General features: G+C 31.9%; 20 protein-coding genes. 15 read left to right on the forward strand and 5 right to left on the reverse strand.

What is annotated here, in order from left to right:
• Window positions 1-447 precede the first annotated feature (447 nt).
• The 11 genes from C8P67_RS22405 to C8P67_RS02630 all read left to right on the forward strand — a co-directional run bounded on the left by C8P67_RS22405 (window position 448) and on the right by C8P67_RS02630 (window position 9,244).
• Window positions 448-582 carry a hypothetical protein gene (locus tag C8P67_RS22405; RefSeq protein ID WP_262511444.1) on the forward strand — a complete coding sequence of 45 codons (135 nt, stop codon included), beginning with the start codon at window positions 448-450 and terminating at the stop codon, window positions 580-582.
• An 854-nt stretch (window positions 583-1,436) separates the two neighbouring features.
• Complete coding sequence (locus tag C8P67_RS02585; RefSeq protein WP_115810120.1) at window positions 1,437-2,048, forward strand: hypothetical protein; 612 nt, start codon at window positions 1,437-1,439, stop codon at window positions 2,046-2,048.
• 160 nt (window positions 2,049-2,208) lie between these two features.
• Window positions 2,209-2,673, forward strand: a complete 465-nt coding sequence (locus C8P67_RS02590; protein WP_147298187.1) for a hypothetical protein — start codon at window positions 2,209-2,211, stop codon at window positions 2,671-2,673.
• Between the two features lie 162 nt (window positions 2,674-2,835).
• The gene (locus C8P67_RS02595; protein WP_115810124.1) at window positions 2,836-3,510 is read left to right on the forward strand and encodes a DUF6630 family protein; all 675 of its coding nucleotides are present in this window, start codon (window positions 2,836-2,838) and stop codon (window positions 3,508-3,510) included.
• 153 nt (window positions 3,511-3,663) lie between these two features.
• Window positions 3,664-4,860, forward strand: coding sequence for a hypothetical protein (locus tag C8P67_RS02600; RefSeq protein WP_147298188.1), 1,197 nt, complete (start codon window positions 3,664-3,666; stop codon window positions 4,858-4,860).
• 158 nt (window positions 4,861-5,018) lie between these two features.
• Window positions 5,019-5,615 (forward strand): hypothetical protein, encoded by a 597-nt coding sequence (locus C8P67_RS02605; protein ID WP_115810128.1) that lies wholly within the window; start codon window positions 5,019-5,021, stop codon window positions 5,613-5,615.
• 173 nt (window positions 5,616-5,788) lie between these two features.
• Entirely contained in the window at window positions 5,789-6,412 is a 624-nt protein-coding gene (locus tag C8P67_RS02610) for an SMI1/KNR4 family protein (protein WP_115810130.1), read from the forward strand.
• Window positions 6,413-6,597: 185 nt separating this feature from the next.
• Window positions 6,598-7,104, forward strand: coding sequence for a hypothetical protein (locus tag C8P67_RS02615; RefSeq protein ID WP_115810132.1), 507 nt, complete (start codon window positions 6,598-6,600; stop codon window positions 7,102-7,104).
• A gap of 310 nt (window positions 7,105-7,414) precedes the next feature.
• Window positions 7,415-7,909 carry a hypothetical protein gene (locus C8P67_RS02620; protein WP_170141398.1) on the forward strand — a complete coding sequence of 165 codons (495 nt, stop codon included), beginning with the start codon at window positions 7,415-7,417 and terminating at the stop codon, window positions 7,907-7,909.
• A 154-nt stretch (window positions 7,910-8,063) separates the two neighbouring features.
• Entirely contained in the window at window positions 8,064-8,663 is a 600-nt protein-coding gene (locus tag C8P67_RS02625; protein WP_115810138.1) for a hypothetical protein, read from the forward strand.
• Between the two features lie 194 nt (window positions 8,664-8,857).
• Window positions 8,858-9,244: a hypothetical protein gene (locus C8P67_RS02630; protein ID WP_245980361.1), complete on the forward strand. Its 387-nt coding sequence runs from the start codon at window positions 8,858-8,860 to the stop codon at window positions 9,242-9,244.
• A 64-nt stretch (window positions 9,245-9,308) separates the two neighbouring features.
• Here C8P67_RS02630 and C8P67_RS02635 read toward each other — a convergent pair whose 3' ends face one another.
• Window positions 9,309-9,887: a DUF4142 domain-containing protein gene (locus C8P67_RS02635; protein ID WP_115810140.1), complete on the reverse strand. Its 579-nt coding sequence runs from the start codon at window positions 9,885-9,887 to the stop codon at window positions 9,309-9,311.
• Between the two features lie 208 nt (window positions 9,888-10,095).
• Between C8P67_RS02635 and C8P67_RS02640 the strand changes: the two genes are divergently transcribed.
• Window positions 10,096-10,827, forward strand: a complete 732-nt coding sequence (locus tag C8P67_RS02640; RefSeq protein ID WP_115810142.1) for a DNA-formamidopyrimidine glycosylase family protein — start codon at window positions 10,096-10,098, stop codon at window positions 10,825-10,827.
• Window positions 10,824-11,555: a DUF72 domain-containing protein gene (locus tag C8P67_RS02645; protein ID WP_115810144.1), complete on the forward strand. Its 732-nt coding sequence runs from the start codon at window positions 10,824-10,826 to the stop codon at window positions 11,553-11,555. The genes C8P67_RS02640 and C8P67_RS02645 overlap by 4 nt, the downstream gene beginning before the upstream one ends.
• On the opposite strand, the gene C8P67_RS02650 is transcribed toward C8P67_RS02645, so the two are convergent.
• The 4 genes from C8P67_RS02650 to C8P67_RS02665 form a co-directional block, all read right to left on the reverse strand.
• Window positions 11,552-12,406 carry an SDR family oxidoreductase gene (locus C8P67_RS02650; protein ID WP_115810146.1) on the reverse strand — a complete coding sequence of 285 codons (855 nt, stop codon included), beginning with the start codon at window positions 12,404-12,406 and terminating at the stop codon, window positions 11,552-11,554. The two genes, C8P67_RS02645 and C8P67_RS02650, sit on opposite strands and share 4 nt — an antisense overlap.
• 99 nt (window positions 12,407-12,505) lie before the next feature.
• The gene (locus C8P67_RS02655) at window positions 12,506-13,378 is read right to left on the reverse strand and encodes a hypothetical protein (RefSeq protein WP_115810148.1); all 873 of its coding nucleotides are present in this window, start codon (window positions 13,376-13,378) and stop codon (window positions 12,506-12,508) included.
• 462 nt (window positions 13,379-13,840) lie between these two features.
• Window positions 13,841-14,263 carry a DUF2541 family protein gene (locus tag C8P67_RS02660; protein ID WP_115810150.1) on the reverse strand — a complete coding sequence of 141 codons (423 nt, stop codon included), beginning with the start codon at window positions 14,261-14,263 and terminating at the stop codon, window positions 13,841-13,843.
• 235 nt (window positions 14,264-14,498) lie between these two features.
• Window positions 14,499-16,424 (reverse strand): LTA synthase family protein, encoded by a 1,926-nt coding sequence (locus C8P67_RS02665; RefSeq protein ID WP_115810152.1) that lies wholly within the window; start codon window positions 16,422-16,424, stop codon window positions 14,499-14,501.
• A 192-nt stretch (window positions 16,425-16,616) separates the two neighbouring features.
• On the opposite strand from C8P67_RS02665, the gene C8P67_RS02670 reads away from it, so the two are divergent.
• Window positions 16,617-17,294, forward strand: coding sequence for a response regulator transcription factor (locus C8P67_RS02670; protein ID WP_115810154.1), 678 nt, complete (start codon window positions 16,617-16,619; stop codon window positions 17,292-17,294).
• On the forward strand, window positions 17,287-18,546 hold the full coding sequence (locus tag C8P67_RS02675; protein ID WP_115810156.1) for a sensor histidine kinase: 1,260 nt from the start codon (window positions 17,287-17,289) through the stop codon (window positions 18,544-18,546). The genes C8P67_RS02670 and C8P67_RS02675 overlap by 8 nt, the downstream gene beginning before the upstream one ends.
• Window positions 18,547-18,593 lie beyond the last annotated feature (47 nt).

Consider the following 18,593-nt stretch of genomic DNA (forward strand, 5'->3'; position numbering starts at 1 on the left):
ATTGGTGACACACGAAAAACAAGCTTTGGAAGTGAATACAAACGAATATAGACAGCCCATAACAGCCACTACAACGGATTTGGGCAATTGGCTTATTGGAAAGTTGGTTTTGTATTTGGAATCATTTGGCAAATCCGAAGAATGGGCCTAATTTAGTCCCAAACCCGCTGTAGTACCAGAACGTTAGGGTGTATAGCTGTTGACGATCAACAGTCGTTTTTAATCAGAAACTTTAGTTCGGAAAATTCATAACGAAGTAGAAACCGAGCCGACGAAATCTGAACCGAAATCTGAACCGAAATTGGAAACGAAATCTGAAGCTTAATTGTTGCGGACAAAGAAACGTGAACTGCTTTATGGAAAACCGAAAGCGGAATTTTTTTGTCGATTTTTTTTGAGGTTTAATTATCGCTTTTTCAATCTTTTTCTCCAAAAAGCAGAAACTAATTGGAACGGAAATCGAAAAGCGGAAAAACTTCCGCAATTGGAATCGATAATTGGAACGACAATTCATTCGTGCTCAGCAATCGTCAAGCTACACACCCTAACAGCCACTACAACGGATTTGGGCAATTGGCTTAATTGAATGATGGTTTTTGTATTTGGATGATTTGGCAAATCCGAAAATAGGGCTTAATTTAATCCCAAACCCGCTGTAGTGCCAGAACGTTATGTGGGAGTTGTGCCGAAATTACGCAGATAAAAACAATTAGAAAATAAACTTTTGTTTCCGCAAGATGTAGACAAAGCAGAAGCGTGAAAATCCTAATTTTGACAAAACAATGCATTTAGATTAAGCAGAAACAACTTTATAGTGTTTGAATATGAAACGAATATTAGCATTTGGATTTTTAAATAGTATAATACAAACTGTATTTTATTCCTTCCTCCTTGCATTAGTTTATATAACGATAACGCCAAATCAAAAACTAGTTATTGGAACTATATTTCCTTTTATCATACTCGCTTTTTTTATCATTGTATTAATTCAAAACGTGCTAACTTCAATATTCAATAGAAAAATATTTACGTGGATATTTTTTATTTTATCGATAGGATTATTTTCGTTACCGATTTTTAATCCATTTAGAATATTGCTTTCACTCTTATTCTGCTTACTAATCGTTTTGATTTTATTAATTCCCAGATTCATTAAGAAAAACTTCGGGGCAATTGAAATGGAAAACGGAAAATTATGAAGCAAAAAGCAGAAGTGTGAAAGTTGGATTTTGCCAACAGAATCGTGAAAAATTTGCGGTTAAATTGTAATTTCGTCAAAACAACCCCCACATAACAGCCACTACAACGGATTTGGGCAATTGGCTTAATGGAAAGATGGTCTTGTATTTGGGATGATTTGGCAAATCCGAATAATGGGCTTAATTTAGTCCCAAACCCGCTGTAGTGCCAGAACGTTGGCAGTAATAATACAGAAAATGAAGAAATTAATTATACTTATTTCAATTATTATTTTTAGTTGTTCTCAAAAAAGGAATGAAATTGACAGTATTGAAATTATGTCTTATTACTACGACCTAAACGATAGTCAAACAGAACTTAAATCGGAACCAGTCACTTACTCTATAATTGACGAAAATGGGAATGCGGAAACAATTCAGAAAACTCCTTTTTCAAAAAATAAATACTTGCATTTTAAATCAACAGTTGACAGTAAAATAATTGACAAAATATCTTTAAATAGCAAAAATAAAGACGAGAAGTTTTATAATGAAAAGACTAAAAATCCAAGTGTAGAACTTTCTTGTGGTCCGATAATTAGAGTCAAAATAAAATATAAAAGTCAAAAAGAAATTACATTCAATTCTTCTGATTTTAAAACTAATGCAAAACATAAAGATTTTATTGAATTACAAAATTTGATAAAAAATAATTATGCTGAAAAGAAATTCAACAAAATTGAAAATTCGTCTGAATTAGAAAAAAAAATGAAAGCTTTTGAAAAGTATTCGATGAATAAAGACACATTAGAATTACCTTTTCCACCGATGCCTATGCCAAATAGAAATCCAATAAAGTTTACTAAATAAAATTACTACTGCCAACAGCCACTACAACGGATTTGGGCATTTGGCTTAATAGAAAGAAGGTTTTGTATTTGGGATGATTTGGCAAATCCGAAGAATGGGCTTAATTTAGTCCCAAACCCGCTGTAGTACCAGAACGTTGGCAGTAATTAACCACGACCTCATGAAAATTAGAACTTTTGCTTTTTTATTGCTTTTTACTATGATGAGCTGTGATGGAACTTTAGCAGATTTCAAGATTATAAGTTTCCCCACATCAAAAAAGAAACTTGAAATTGCAATTGATAGTTTATATTCCAATTATCCTGAATATAGAATGCCTGAAAAATGGAAAGAACATGACAGTTGGTCGAAAAGAGGTTATGACTTTTTGGAAAGTAGAATATTTTACTTCAAGAATGAACCAGAAGAAATGTATTATGTAACTTTTGTTGGAGAAGAAGAAACTTTAAAAGATACAACGCATATTGACATTGCAATCAGCTCAGTTTATAGACGACGTACAGGAAATTGGAATGAAGAAGATTTCGATAAAGAAGAAAAAATCAGAATCCAGACAAGATTCAAAAGAGAAATAATATCAAAGCTGGAAAAATATACTAAAACTAAAGCGAAAGAAGAAAATTAACTACTGCCAACAGCTACTACAACGGATTTGGGCAATTGGCTAAATGGAAAGATGGTTTTGTATCTGAATGATTTGGCAAATCCGAAGAATGAGCTTAATTTAGTCCCAAACCCGCTGTAGTACCAGAACGTTGGCAGTAATTGTAAATGAGACACAGAATAAATGATAAAGAGAATAATTGACATACTGACTTTTCCGTTTTACTTTATTTACCTTTTGATATCATTTCCATTCAAAATCGTAAAAATTATTATAGACGACAAAATTGAAAAGCGAAGTAATAACGATAGTAAATTGTCAGTTAAGTCAAATGACAAAGAACTCATTGAAATTGGGACAATAATATTCCCAGAACTCAAAACAGATTTTGAAACTTTTTTCAACACATTTCTAAAAGACAAAAAGAGATTTATAACTGAAAACAAAGAACTTTTAGAAGACTATGACAACTTTAAATTAGGCAAACTAAATCCAATAGAAGTCATTTACATTTTTGGAGACAGTAAGGAAAAGCTATTGATGACGGATTGGCATGGAGAAGAGAACGAAAGAGAAATTGAAAATTTCCTTGAAAACAAGTTGCAGATTAAAACTGATTTGAAAAATGTAAACGAAATTAGAAAGGGTGTTGATAAAGAAAAGCAAAGAGATGGTAAATTTATAATTGACCTCTTAAAGACCATTGACAAAGACTTAGAACTCTTAAACAAAAAACTTATTTTTCTAGACCTCGATTGGGACGCTTATGTTTATACAGTTATTGACCAAGTTTCATATAAGACTATTACCGACAAGTTTGGGACACATTTTCACGGGACAGAAAAATTGAGAAAATGATAACAACTACTGCCAACAGCCGTTTGGCGAGATTGGGGGGTTTTAGGCTGAATTTAAAGATGGATCTGCATTTGGAAAATTTGTGTTTAACCGAAAAATATCGCATTTTTAATCCCCAACCTCGCCAAGCGCCAGAACGTTATGTGCAATATTATGAAGATCCCGAACATAATCATATTACTATTAATAACAAGCTTTGTTTTTGGACAGAGAAGCAACACCATTTTCAATACAGGGACAAATGAATTTCAAAAGTTTTCGAGACAAGACTTCATTGACAAAAATCTAAAAAAAGTATCAGCGTATTCATATACCATAAATAAAAAAGGGAATGTAAAAAAAGACAGTTTGCTTCTTTATAGACAACAATTCGATATTTCCAAAAATAAACTTTTCGGAGTGAACAGTACAACAGTTTGTCAATCTCACGAACCCTCATTCTTGACTTGGTTTGAATTTGAAACTTACTACAACGACAGCGGACAAATAATTAAAGAAATTAGTAAACCAAAGAATATTGAAAAGAAAGTCAAGTATGGCTCAACTAAATACAATATCGTAACTGATGAAACCGATTATGAATACGATAAAAAGCAAAGGGAAATCAGAAAAACTTACAAACAAATTAACCATTATTACTCCATATCAAAACATACTAAGGACACACTCCATTTGCATACCATTGAAAGGCCAAAAATTGATGAGTATGTCTATAACTCAGACAATCAAAGAATACAATTGTTTCATAAGGTTGATAGTACGAGATATTTAAAAACTGAAAGTTATAATCCAGACAAAGATTCAAATTCAGTTAAATGTTCCTATTGCGTTTCTAGGTATTTAAATGATGAATGGAAATACAATTCAGCTAAAAAAATAACAGAATGGATTTTCTATACAAGCGAGAATTTAATTCACACGAAACGGAATTATTTTTATGACGACCAACAAAGACTAATTAGGCAGATTGATTCAACGGGTTGGTATTTTAAAACTATCAAACCATATTGGGAATCAACTACAACATTTCAATATTCAGACACAGGTAAAATTGTTACAAAAATCAACAATACAAAAGAGAGATTTGCCAGCTCAACACCAAAAACAACTTCATACTTTGACAATGACGATAGACTTATTAAACAATGTGTGTTTTCTGATACCACAGAAGGTTGCACACAATATTCTTTTGCTTACGAAAAGAATAAAATAGTCAAAAAAGGAATAATTTTTAACGACGGAACCATTAGTTCAACAGAGTTTCATTATAATGACAAAGGACTTTTAAGGGAAGAACGGACATTTATAAATAACAAATTGACAACATTAATTCGATACTATTATGAGTAGAAATACTGCACCTAACAGCCACTACAACGGATTTGGGCAATTGGCTTAATGGAAAGATGGTTTTGTATTTGGAATGATTTGGCAAATCCGAAGAATAGGCTTAATTTAGTCCCAAACCCGCTGTAGTGCCAGAACGTTATGTGACACCTTTGAAAAAAATGAAAAGAAAATACATTATCTGTTTTTTAATATTATTTACGATTTCGACAATAAATGCGCAATCGAAAAGACAATTTAAAAAAGTTCAAAACTCTGTAAATGAGCAAAAACTGTATGAACTAGTAATTGAAAAACTAAATACTAAAAAAAAGAATGGCTGTCTAATTTACAAAAGAAATGACAACATTGCAGTTAAATATTGTGACAATAAATCTGAAGATAAATATTTAGAATTTGATGAACTTGGAAAAATTAAAAATACGGACATTATAGTTGTAAATAAGTTTACTAATAATGAAGAATTTTATATTTTGATTAATCCTAAAAAAAGTAAAACACTTACTCTATATGGTTTTCCTCTTAGGATTGAAAACACAAACAAGTATTTAGTTTACAATAATCCAACAACAAATATTCCTTACTCTATCCAAATATTAGAAATGAAAAACGGAGAATTGAAACTTATAACAGAAATATTATACCCAAGCAATATTAGTATTAAAAAAGTTTTGAGAGTTGACGATTCCGAAATCTATATTTTGGATAATAATAATCAAACTTGGAAAACAAGTATAAATAAAAAAGGCGTCACATAACAGCTACTACAACGGATTTGGGCAATTGGCTTAATGGAATAATGGTCTTATATTTGGGATGATTTGGCAAATCCGAAGAATGGGCTTAATTTAGTCCCAAACCCGCTGTAGTACCTGAACGTTATGCGTCATTTTAGCGCAGAACAAAACGAAAATAAAAAACAGAAACTTAAATGGTAATTGAAAAAGAACTTATTTCTAAGCTTAAAAAAATTGATGGAAATGGGTTCTTCAAGAAAAATCCATTTCAAATATTTGGTTCCAAAGAACATAAGTATAAACTAAATAATTGTTTGTCAGAGGAAAAAATCTTAGACTTCGAAAAAACAAATCAAATTGAACTACCATTAGAATACAGAAATTTTATAAAAAACATTGGAAATGGCGGAGTTGGTCCAGCGTACGGAGTTTTTAAGTTAGAAGATTGGAATTTTGAACTTGACATTGAAAACAAGAATTTTCTAAATGAAAATTTTCCACATACCGAAAAGTGGAATTTAATATATGGCGGAAATGACGATGATGACGATTATACTGAAAGTGAAGAATTTAAAAATTGGGAATTAGAATGTTTTAATGAAAAACATATTTGTGGCAGTATTAGAATTTGTCATTATGGATGCGCAATCTATTATTTTTTGGTAGTTTCAGGATTAGAAAAGGGAAATGTATGGATTGATGCAAGAGCAAATGATGAAGGAATATATCCATTGATAACTGAAACTAAATCGAGATATAATTTTGCAGAATGGTATAATGAATGGGTAAATGAAAGCTTGAAAAAACTGAATAAATAAAAAAACGACGCATAACAGCTACTACAACGGATTTGGACAATAGGCTTAATGAAAAGATGGTTTTGTATTTGGTATGATTTGGCAAATCCGAAGAATGGGCTTAATTTAGTCCCAAACCCGCTGTAGTACCAGAACGTTATGTGTAACTTGAAAACAACTTTATCTTAAAAAAGAAAAGTATAAGTATGAAAAAAATTATATTTCTCATTTTAATTATTTTTATTTCAGTTGTAACCTTAAAGCGTTTCTTCTATCCTGATTTTAGCAAAATAAAAACAGAACTAACTTCAAAAGAATATGTTTATAAGACCAAGGAAAATTGGAAAATAACTTACAAAACAGATGTAGAATTTGACAAACAAAATAAAATAGTTTTTCCACGTACTGAAGTTGCCAAAATAAAACTATACACAGGTTATTTTAATTTCTCAAAAGAACTAAATTCAATAGATTCTAAAGAAGTTGTAAAAATACTTAATGACTCATCATCGTATGAATGGGGAGAAATTGGAACATTTGAACCAAACAAACATCTTATATTTTATGATAGTAATGAAAATATAATTGGTATTACAGAAATAGATTGGGCTATGCGACAGACGTACTCAGCTCCAATGAACAGAACAATGAAATGGGGATTTTTAACCTATAATGGTCGAGATAATTTTTTTGAAATATTAGAAAAATACTAGGCAACAAGCTACACATAACAGCTACTACAACGGATTTGGGCATTGGGCTTAATGGAAAGATGGTCTTGTATTTGGAAGATTTGGCAAATCCGAAAAATGGGCTTAATTTAATCCCAAACCTCGTGTAGCGCCAGAACGTTAGTGATAATGCAACAAAACGATGGAGAGATTTTCAATTTATAATAAATCAGATAAATTTTATTGGAGTAATAATCGAATTATTTATCCAATTATTTTAATTTGTTTGACTATCCTACTGATAAATAATAAAGGTTCAATAATAGAAAAAAATTCCCTTAATAATATTCTTTTGAGTATAATGTTCTTTGCTTTTGTCGGCGGAATGATTTTAAGACTTATTGCCATTCCTAAAACCAAACCTTTACAAGGAAATATTGATGGATTTTTAACTTTCGATATGAACTCAATTCAAATTGACAATGAAGTATATTCACTTGAAATGATTAAAAACATTAAGATTTCTAACGATGATTATTATGGTAAATTAATTGCCTCTACAAAAGGAAACTTAAATAGTCCGCGCTCAAACGGAGTTGATAATTATCTAAAAATAAAATTATATTCAGGAGAAATAAAAATGTGTAATTATGAATTATACAACTCTACTGATTTACAAAAAATAAGACGTGAATTAATAAACTATTATCTTAACGGAAAAATAGAGTTTGAAAATTTAGCAAATGTTCTTGGCGAAAAGAATCAGAAGGAAATCAAAGAATTAAAACTTGAAATAGAAGCAATAAGCACTATCACTAACAGCCACTACAACGGATTTGGGCATTGAGCTTAATGGAAAGATGGTTTTGTATTTGGGATGATTTGGCAAATCCGAAAATAGGGCTTAATTTAGTCCCAAACCCGCTGTAGTGCCAGAACGTTACAGGTAATGCGCCAGCAGAACACAAGAAAATATACGGAATATTTCAAACCAAAAATTTATGGATGATAATTTAGATGATTGGGATAAAAAACGAAAAGGTTATTTAGCAGTAGCTATAATTTGTTTTATTATTGGAGCGTATTTATTCATTAGGGTTCATAGTGATAGTTACGTAATTAAATCATCGAACCTTAAAACTATTGGAAACTTAATAGCCTCCGACAAACCTAAATTTGAAGAAATTACTGGAAAACATGCTAGAAAATGGATCGAATTTAAATGTGCAGAAAACAAATCTACTTTCAAAATTGCTAATTTTGATTATAGATGCGTCAACGATGATGAAGTATTAAATGAAATAAATGTTGGTGATACAATTTCAATTCAGATTTTAAAAGATGATATAGAAAATTTTGACACAGAAACAACTTGTGAAATTCATTCGCTTGTAAAAAATAAAAAAGAATATTTAGACATTGAATGTAGAAATAAAAAAGAAAATAAAGATTCAGAGAACGTATATATAATCTTATTCTCAGTGACTATAATGACAGGAGGAGTATATTGTTTAATCAAAAAACCGAAGTTTTTTGATGAGGTTGATCCATGTGTTCCAATTTGGATTATAATAATAGTACTTTTTTTTGTTCTACATTAAATTACACAAAAAAAGCACTACCTGTAACAGCTACTACAACAAATTTAGGCAATTGACTTGAAAAATAGCTAATCATGACTTTCTATCTTTAAAAATGAAAAAAGTATAACATAATCAAGCAAATATATAATTGCATTTGTTACAAGGGCTTTATCTTTAGAGGCTAATTTTAGTTAGCACTAAAATCTAAAAGTATGCTGAACATAAAACTACAAATGATATGGCTTTTTATTCTTGCCCTACCTATTGCCTGCATTACATGGACAATTACTCATGAAGAAATTTTTAGAGAACCAAGAGATTGGTGCATAAAATGCTCACAGAACAGGCATACCATAATCGAACGGAAGTTTTTTTATCTCTTTACCTGCGAATATTGCTTTAGCCATTACATAACTATTTTTTTTCTGATAATTTGTGATTATAAGTTATTGCTGCCCGACTGGAGAGGATATTTCATCGCTGGTTTTGCTCTTGTTTTTATTGCTAATATCTACATGAGTCTATTTATACTTTTAAGACAGGCAATAAAAAAAGAGAAAGCTGAAATTGCAGAAATTGAAAAGAATCAGAATATTTAAAACCATTTTCCAAATAAAAAAGCTGTTGAATTCAACAGCTTTTTTTGGAATCTAAATGTATGTACTACTTAATTTTTTCCTTTAGTTTCTTAGCCTGTTCAAAGTGCGTCAGAAAAGTGCTTGTTTGACGTGAAGCCCAAAGTTTAAAATCCTCATTGGTTGCTTTTTGTGAAATTTCAGTCATTTTATCAACTGCTTTTTCGTGTCCATCGACCATCATATCAATAAATTCTTTATCAAACTCCACACCTGATTTCTCATTTAATTTATCATAATCCTCTTTTCCTTCGTTACTGATTGCTGCAGGAAGTGTTATTGTATTTTCATTTGCCACAGCTTTTAGTTCTTCCAAAGCTTTGGTATGGTCATCAATAAGCATCTGTGCATACTTTTTGATGTCTGTACTTGCTGCTTTCTGCTTGGCCAGTTTTCCAATTTCTATCTCCTTGATATTTATTTCTGTTGCTTCTGTTAAAAATGATGCATCATCCTTAACTTCGTTATTTTCAATTTTTTCATCGTTGATTTCTTCTGCAGCTTCTACTGGATCTTCCCGCTTAGGCTCTTGCTTGCAAGAGTTCATTGTAAATAATAACATCCCTGCGCCTAAAACGACTTTACTGAAATTGATTATTTTTTTCATCTTTCTATTTTTTTAAGTTGAACTCCAAAGTTATTTTTTTCAAAACTTTAGAGCTTACAGCTTTTCATCAAAATCTTACAATATTACAAGGACAAAATTTAAAATAAATAGCATTAAATGCAAATAATATAATCTTACTCATAAATAATATAAGGTCCGAAACAGTATCCAGTATTACTTTTAAAATGAATTACAACATGTCAACCCTATGCCAGAAGGTCCTTCAATAGTAATCTTAAAAGAAGCCGTGCAGCAATTTAGGGGGCAGAAAGTTATTTCTGTTTCTGGTAACAGTAAAATTGACATGGATCGAATAAGTAATCAGACTGTAGTTTCTTTTAAAAGCTGGGGGAAACACTTTCTAATCTGCTTTGAGGATTTCACACTGAAAGTACATTTGCTGATGTTTGGAACTTATCGGATTAACGAACGAAAAGACAGCACTCCCCGATTAAGTCTCGTTTTTGCTAATGGTGAACTTAATTTATATACTTGCTCGATAAAAATTTTGGAGGGCGATGTTAATCTGCATTACGATTGGTCTGCCGATGTTATGAATGAAGATTGGAATCCCAAACTAGCAAAGGAAAAACTCTTAAAAATGCCTCGGCAGCAAATTTGTGATGCTTTATTAGATCAGGATATTTTTTCGGGAGTTGGAAATATAATTAAAAACGAAGTGCTGTACAGAACTTTTGTCCATCCCGAATCTTTGGCTGGTAAAATCCCCGCTGATTTAGTGAATACTATTATTGACGAATGTTCAAAATACAGTTTTGAATTTCTGGAATGGAAAAGAAATTTTGTACTGAGAAATCATTGGCTGGTTTATACTAAAAGGAAATGTTCAAGATGCAATCTGCCAATTCAACATCGGAAAACTGGACTAAAAAACCGCAGAAGCTTTTACTGCGAAAATTGTCAAAAACTTTATTTATGAAAAAAAACACATACATTGGCTGTTCCAGTTTTTCTAATTCCTATTGGAAAAAAATATTTTATCCCGAAAATATGCCATCTTCAAAATGGTTCGAATATTATTGCACTCATTTCAATACTTATGAAATGAATGGGACATTTTACAAATTCCCAACTTTGAAAACAATGGACAATTGGTATAAAAAAGCACCTGAACATTTTTTGTTTTCGGTAAAAGCACCAAGAGATATCACGCATTATAAAAAGTTTGTAGACTGCGAAGAACAGATTAATGATTTCTATGCAATTTGTGATAATGGTTTAAAAGATAAACTTGGTCCTATTTTATTTCAGCTGCCGCCCAGTTATCAATATTCAGAAGAAAAATTACTTTCCATCATAAAACAGCTGGACCAGAATTTTGATAATATTATTGAATTCCGTCATCCAAGCTGGTGGATTCCGGAAGTATGGACAACATTGGATAAAAATAATATTACGTTTTGCAGTGTAAGTCATCCCCAGCTGCCTGAAACTATTTTCACTGAATTTCCTGTAACTTATATTCGGTTGCATGGACGTCCTACTCTATTTTATTCTGATTATGCTATAGATGAATTAAACAAAATAAACGATATCATTTCTCAAAATACAGCTAAGCCCAGCTTTATTTATTTTAATAATACAGCAAGTACCGCTGGTATTCTAAATGCAATAGAGATGAAAAAATTAAGCCAACAAAATGATTAACCGCCAACCATTTCTCCGCCGTTTATATGAATAAACTGCCCTGTTACATAACTGCTGTCTTCACATGCTAAGTAAACATAAGCCGGTCCCACTTCTGATGGCTGGCCTGCTCTTCCCAATGGAGTATTTTGTCCAAAGGTTGCAACTTTCTCTTTATCAAAACTAGCAGGAATCAGCGGTGTCCAAATGGGTCCGGGTGCGACTCCATTGACCCGAATCTTTCTTTCTGCAAGCGTCGCCGATAACGATCTTGTAAAACTGACAATTGCACCTTTTGTACTGGCATAATCAACCAAATGACCACTGCCTCTATAAGCAGTAACAGAGCTTGTATTAATGATACAGTCGTTTTCTTTTAGATGCGGTAATGCAAATTTTGTAATATAGAAATACGGATAAATATTGGTTTCAAAAGTAGTATGCAGCTGTATGGCTGTTATTTTCTCCAGCTGTTCGTTAGGGAACTGCACCGCTGCGTTATTTACAATTATGTTTAAAGCATTATAAGCTTTTATGCATTTCTTCACAGCGCTTTCGCAGAATTTAATATCTTTTAAATCACCGCTTATAATGAGGCACTGTCTTCCTTCTTTTTCAACTAATTGCTTGGTTTTTTCAGCATCTTTATCTTCTTTTAAATAAATAATAGCAACATTTGCACCTTCTCTGGCAAAATGAACAGCAACGCTTCGGCCTATACCGCTGTCCCCACCAGTAATAAGTGCTATTTTATCTTTGAGTTTACCGCTCCCTTTGTAATTTTTGCGAATAATTTCTGGTTCTGGAGTCATTTTATATTCATAACCTGGAAGAACCTGTTGTTGTTTTGGGAATTTCTTTGCCTTTTCCATTGTTTTAAATTTTAATTTGATAATCCCTAAGAAACAAGAAAACAGCTTGATTAGCTGTTTTCTTTATATATATTGCGTGCTGTTCCAGCTAACTCAAATCTAAATTCTTTCTCTTTCAATTCTAATGTATAGTAAAAATTCATGTACTGATCTTGTAAACATCAGTTTGAATTCTTTTTGCAGTTTGTTTGTTACTGTCATTGCCTTTTGAACTATAAAGTCGGTTGTAAATAATTCCAAAGACAGGTTCTTGATAAAACCAGATGTGCTTTTAATATGATCTATTTGTTTTAACGTAAAAGAATTGATCGTCTCTTCTAGTTTAGAAAAACTGTCAGTCTGCTGTTCTATTTCCAATTCCACAATTTTTTCTAGAATACGGTTTACCTCCATATTTCGAACAATTCCTTTATGAGGCATCGTGTTGAGCTCTTCAATTTTTTGAGAAATTTCAAAACACTGCGGACTGACATCCAAATAGTTTTCTTCTATTTTAGAAAATGTCTTTTTTAATTTGTTAGCAAACACAGCATTTGGTTCGTATGCTGCATTATGATTTGTTCCAATTGCAATTACATTAAATTTAATCGGGACATGTTTTTCAAAATGCAGTATGCTGTTTACATTTGAATTACTTTTAAGAATACCTGTCTGCTGTTTTTTAATGCTTTTTCTCTTGCCATGTTCTCCAAAACTGTGCTGAAGACTTCCATCCATACAATACGCAAGGAAAACAGGCGAATTGTTTAACGGCTCGATACTCATTCTCACATTATCATGAAAAATCATATCAAACTGCATATAAGTCATTCCTTCAGGAAATTCAATTCCTTTAATATTTCCTTTAGCAAAAACGGATGCAAAAGATACATTGAATTCATCATTTCCAGACGATAATATACCGTTGAAATTATCTTTCAAATCATTAAAAACATCTTGTGTTTTTCCAGCTTTTAGGTAAATATTCTTCATGTTTAATGTATTTAATTGATCCTTGTTTTTACTTTCAGAAAAATTATAAAACAGGATTAAAAATTATCCTATTTTGATATACCCAAATTTCGCAATCCATTCAGCAATAGCGTTATATAATTTCTGAATAAAGTTTCATAATTTTTATAAACGAAATATTAGGCCAAATTATAACCGTACATTTTCAAAGAAACATGAAAAGCAAAAAGGGTTAGAATTTTTCATTCTAACCCTTTTTTAAATTGACAGATTATTAATCAAGTCAAATTAATTCCACTTCAAAATATAAGCCATACCTACCTAGCTCATATCATCGTTGGAATTGACCGTTTCAATTATAATTCCTTGACGCAGTATTAACTATAGATACCCCCATATCCCATAGTTAATGTTAAGGATTACATCTTGAATCGGCCTTTTTCTTAGCTTTATCGGCCACAATTAAGCGGAAGCTAAAGAATATTATTTATTTGGATTAGTTTTTAACCCCCATAATTCAACATGAGCTTTTTTGCTTTTATCATCACCAATAGTATGATAATAAAATTCCACTTTCGTAATGTTTTTTTCTCCTCCAAGATCTACGACAGCTGTTTCTCCCTCATGTTTAATTTCCTGACCAATTTTAACATTCTTAGTTTGATTATTATCAAAGAAAATATCGAATGATTCTAAACGTATTGGAGCTTCGGTAACTTTAATTTTTACAGAAGCAAAACGATTGGCTCCAACAATTATAATTTTATCAGTCTCTTTATCTAAACTGACAACTGTCTCTCCTATTTTGTGCCATCCGTCTTTATCACTGATAACTACTTTTGGTGTCTGTGCCCAAACACTGGCAGAACTTACTGCAAGGAGCAGCATTAATATAAACTTTTTCATTTTTTCTCTTTTTTAATTAGTTGCAAAATATTTTGAAAATGAATCAACAAAATTTAACAATTCAATTTTCCCTTTTTTGATAATCCAAATTTATACTAACGATACCTGTGGTGATTTACATTACTTTATGTAATCGTTATATAATTTTCATATCAGAACTAATTTTGTAGCAATCAAAAAAGCTCTTCGCATTATAAAAATGTCAAAGAGCTTTTAATATGTTTTTATAAGCAATTTATTTAAGTCTGTACTTTCGGTGGTTGTATAAATAGTATGGGACTATTACGTGTGCCAATGCATCCTTTGCTAAATTATCATCCAATTTTTGGGGTGTAAAAATAGTATCCTTTTCAACATGAAACTGTTGCGGTTTTTTATTGGGCTGCATAATGACTACTTCGTTTTCTACACGAAATGCATTGATATCATTAAACTGCATTATGGCTCGTCCCGGAATTGAACCGGAAAGTTGAAACAGATTTCTGCCCGCCATAGGTGTTTTTATATCCATACCAATTTTCCCCAGCAATGTAGGCTGTATATCGATTTGGCTGCACAGCTTTTTGTATTTCTCATCTTTTGGAACATTTGGGCCAATAATCAGAGCAGGAATATGAAATTTATTTATAGGAACAAGATGTTTACCATAAGTTCTGGTATTGTGGTCAGCAATTACAAGAAAAATGGTGTTTTTATAATATTCCTCTTTCTGAGCCTGTTTGAAAAATTGTCCAATTGAATAATCAGCGTACTTCATTGCATTATTAACCGTATTTTTTTGTTTATCGTAAAACTTAATTCTTCCATCGGGAAATTCGAAAGGCTCGTGATTTGAAGAAGAAAAAACCAATGAAACAAAAGGTTTATCTCCAAGGCTTTTGAAATAATTATTGGCTTTTGCCATTACATCTTCATCAGACCAGCCCCAAGTTCCGTGAAAAGCAGATTTTTTGGAATCAAAATCATCTTCATCAATAATTTTATCAAATCCATTACCGCTGAAGAAAGCTCCCATATTATCAAAATTGGCCATTCCTCCATAAATAAAACTGGTGTCGTATCCTTTTTGTTTCAATAATGAAGCAATCGTATAGAAATCTTTCTGCGAATTATTTAGCTTAACCACACTTTCTGAAGGAGAAGGCAAAAAACCAGTCACAACCGCCTCAATACCCCGCACGCTTCGGGTTCCTGTTGAAAATAAATTTGTGAATAACGTTCCTTCTTTCGTCAGTTTGTCAAACTCGGGAGTAAGTGGCAGGCCTCCAAGCGAACCTACATATTCGGCTCCTAAACTTTCTTCCAGAATAATCACAACATTGTAAGGTCTCTTTTTAATGCTATCCGCTTTTTGAATATGCAATAACGGAATAGAATCATCCGTAAAATCGGCTGGCTTTACATCCATGTATTTTTTCACTCTCGAAATAGCTTCGGCATAATCCATTTTTCCATACATTTTTTCAGGATTTATTTCGTTTTTCATGGAATACAAAGCAAACGTAACTGTATAAAACGAATTAAGCCCAAGCGAATTGGTAAGGTGATCGGTCGAAAAAATAGCATTACTGGCGTTAATCGGTCTTTTGGAAGTCAGACTTGACCTTGCTCCGAAAAACACAAAAAAAGCAATTAGAGGAAATACCAATAATTTGGTTTTATAATTGGTTTCTCTAATTTCAAAAAGCGGTTTTCTATAACGGATTAATGCATAAACAAATCCAGCCAAAACAATTATAGTAACAAAAATTGATGAAAGATAGCTTTTGAGCAAAGTTCCCACGACTTCCTTAGGATAAATCAGATAATCTATGAATAATTTATTCGGTCTAACGTCATATTCATTAATAAAATCAAGCGTTGACAATTCTAAAAAAAGAATCAGTGTCAAAAACAAAATGAAATAGACAGTCAAAAAACCTTGTATTTTCTTTAGAAAAGAGTCTGGTACCAAAGCAATCAATGCTACAGGTAAAAAAAGAAGATAGCACAACGCTATAAGATCCATCCTTAATCCTATCGGAAAAATCAAACCATAATTTGGTGTTTCAGTAACTCGGCTCTTAAAAATAAAAAACAATATAAAGCGGCTTACAGTTAGGATTGATAAACCAATTAAGAGAAAATTAATGAACGGTTTGGAAAACTGGATTTTTTTCATATTTGGGTATAATTTGGCAATTTAATAATTTCACAAAATAATAATTTAATTTTGAATTAATTCTGAATTAACATTAAAAAAAAAGAATATAGCTACAACAATATAATAAACTCAACTCTTCACAAGAGATTAAAGTATAGTCATTTTAATATTATTCAAATTTTCTTCAAAATTGATTTTGTAAATTGCGATATGAAAATCTTAATTATAGAAGACGAGCAGGAAATTGCCCAAAGCATTGCGGATTATTTCAAGACTAACGGCATTCAATGTGAAACGGCTGGCAATTATGCATTGGCTTTAAACAAAATCAATAATTACGACTACGATTGTATATTATTGGACTTAATGCTGCCTGATGGCGACGGATTTGATATTTTGAAAGAATTAAAAAGCAAAAACAAAACCGAAGGCGTAATTATTATTTCGGCAAAAGAAACTTTGGACACCCGCATTGAAGGCTTCAATCTCGGTGCCGATGATTTTCTAACCAAGCCTTTTCATCTCTCGGAATTGCTGGTTCGCATGCAGGCACTCATCCGACGAAAGAATTTTCAGGGAAGCAACAGTATTGTTTTCAACGAAATCACTATTGATATTTTCTCCAAAACAGTTTCTGTCAATAATCAAAAATTGGATCTGACCAAAAAAGAAATCGATTTACTGCTGTTTTTAATTGGCAACAACAAAAAAGTTTTGTCCAAAGGTGCCATTGCAGAACATCTTTCCGGTGATATGGCCGATATGCTCGATAATCATGATTTTATATACGCCCATATCAAGAATCTAAAAAAGAAACTGCACGCAGCAGGAAGCGGCGATTACATCAAAACAATTTATGGCTTAGGCTACAAATGGGAAAATGAGTAAAAAACTATTACATAAAACCACCAGCAGCTTTCTTGCATTTGCCATTGTCATATTGTTAGTGTCTGCACCCGTGTTTTACTACATCAGCCAGTGGCTTTACATTTATGAAACAGATGAAGTACTGCATTTTCATAAAGGAGCATTTGTCAAGGAGAGTTATAAAAACTTCACGGAAGAAGACATCAAAGCCTGGAACAGATACAATCATAATGTCATGATTGTTCCCGATATGGGAAAAACTAAAGATTCCATTTTTGGCAAAATGCTATATGATTCTATTGCCAAAGAAGAAGAACCTTTCCGTGTTATTTATGCTCCCGTAACTATAAATGGTAAAAAATACACCTATACCGAAAAGATTAATCTCGTAGAAATGGAAGGAATGGTAATGAATATTGCCATCATGTTCCTGTGCATTATTATTATCCTGCTGATAGGAATTATTTGGATCTCAAAAAGATCTGCAGCGAAAATCTGGAGGCCTTTTTACAATACACTCGGTCAAATACATGATTTTGAAATCGATAAAAATAAGTCCCCAAACTTTGCCTCTACTGAAATCGATGAATTTAATCAGCTCAATAACAGCTTGGAACAGCTGATCGAAAAAAATACTGTCATTTATAAAAACCAAAGAGAATTTGTAGAAAATGCAGCGCACGAACTGCAGACACCGCTAGCTTTGTTTCAGACCAAAATTGATTCTTTATTACAATTGGAACTGAATGAAGAACAATCCTCTATTATAAGTTCTTTAAACAATGATGTTTCCAGACTTAATCGTCTTAACAAAAACCTGCTGCTCCTTTCCAAAATTGATAATGAAAACTACCTCGAGAAAAGCACTTTCGTTTTAAATGACTATATCGAAAAACATCTTGATTTTTTCACTGAACAGGCCGAAGCTAAAAATAGCAGCATTACAACTGAATTTTCTACAGCTCTTTCAATTACAGGAAATCCAGCTTTGACCGAAGTATTGATCAATAATTTATTTTTGAATGCCATTCGCCACAATGAGAAAAACGGAAAAATAATCATTCGCATTCAGGACAATCAATTGATATTTTCTAATACAGGACAGACTCCATTAGCCATTGAAAAACTGTTCAATCGTTTTTCTAAAATAAATCCTTCCTCACAGGGAAATGGCCTTGGTCTAGCGATTATAAAAAAAATAACTGAAATCAATCAATGGGAAATCGAATATGCTTTTGATAACCAATTGCACAGTTTCAGCATTACATTTTAGAAATTCAGACTTCCTACAGAATCGATTTTGACATTTGTACTTTCTTT

Source organism: Flavobacterium aquicola (genome assembly GCF_003385115.1).
Taxonomy (GTDB): domain Bacteria; phylum Bacteroidota; class Bacteroidia; order Flavobacteriales; family Flavobacteriaceae; genus Flavobacterium; species Flavobacterium aquicola.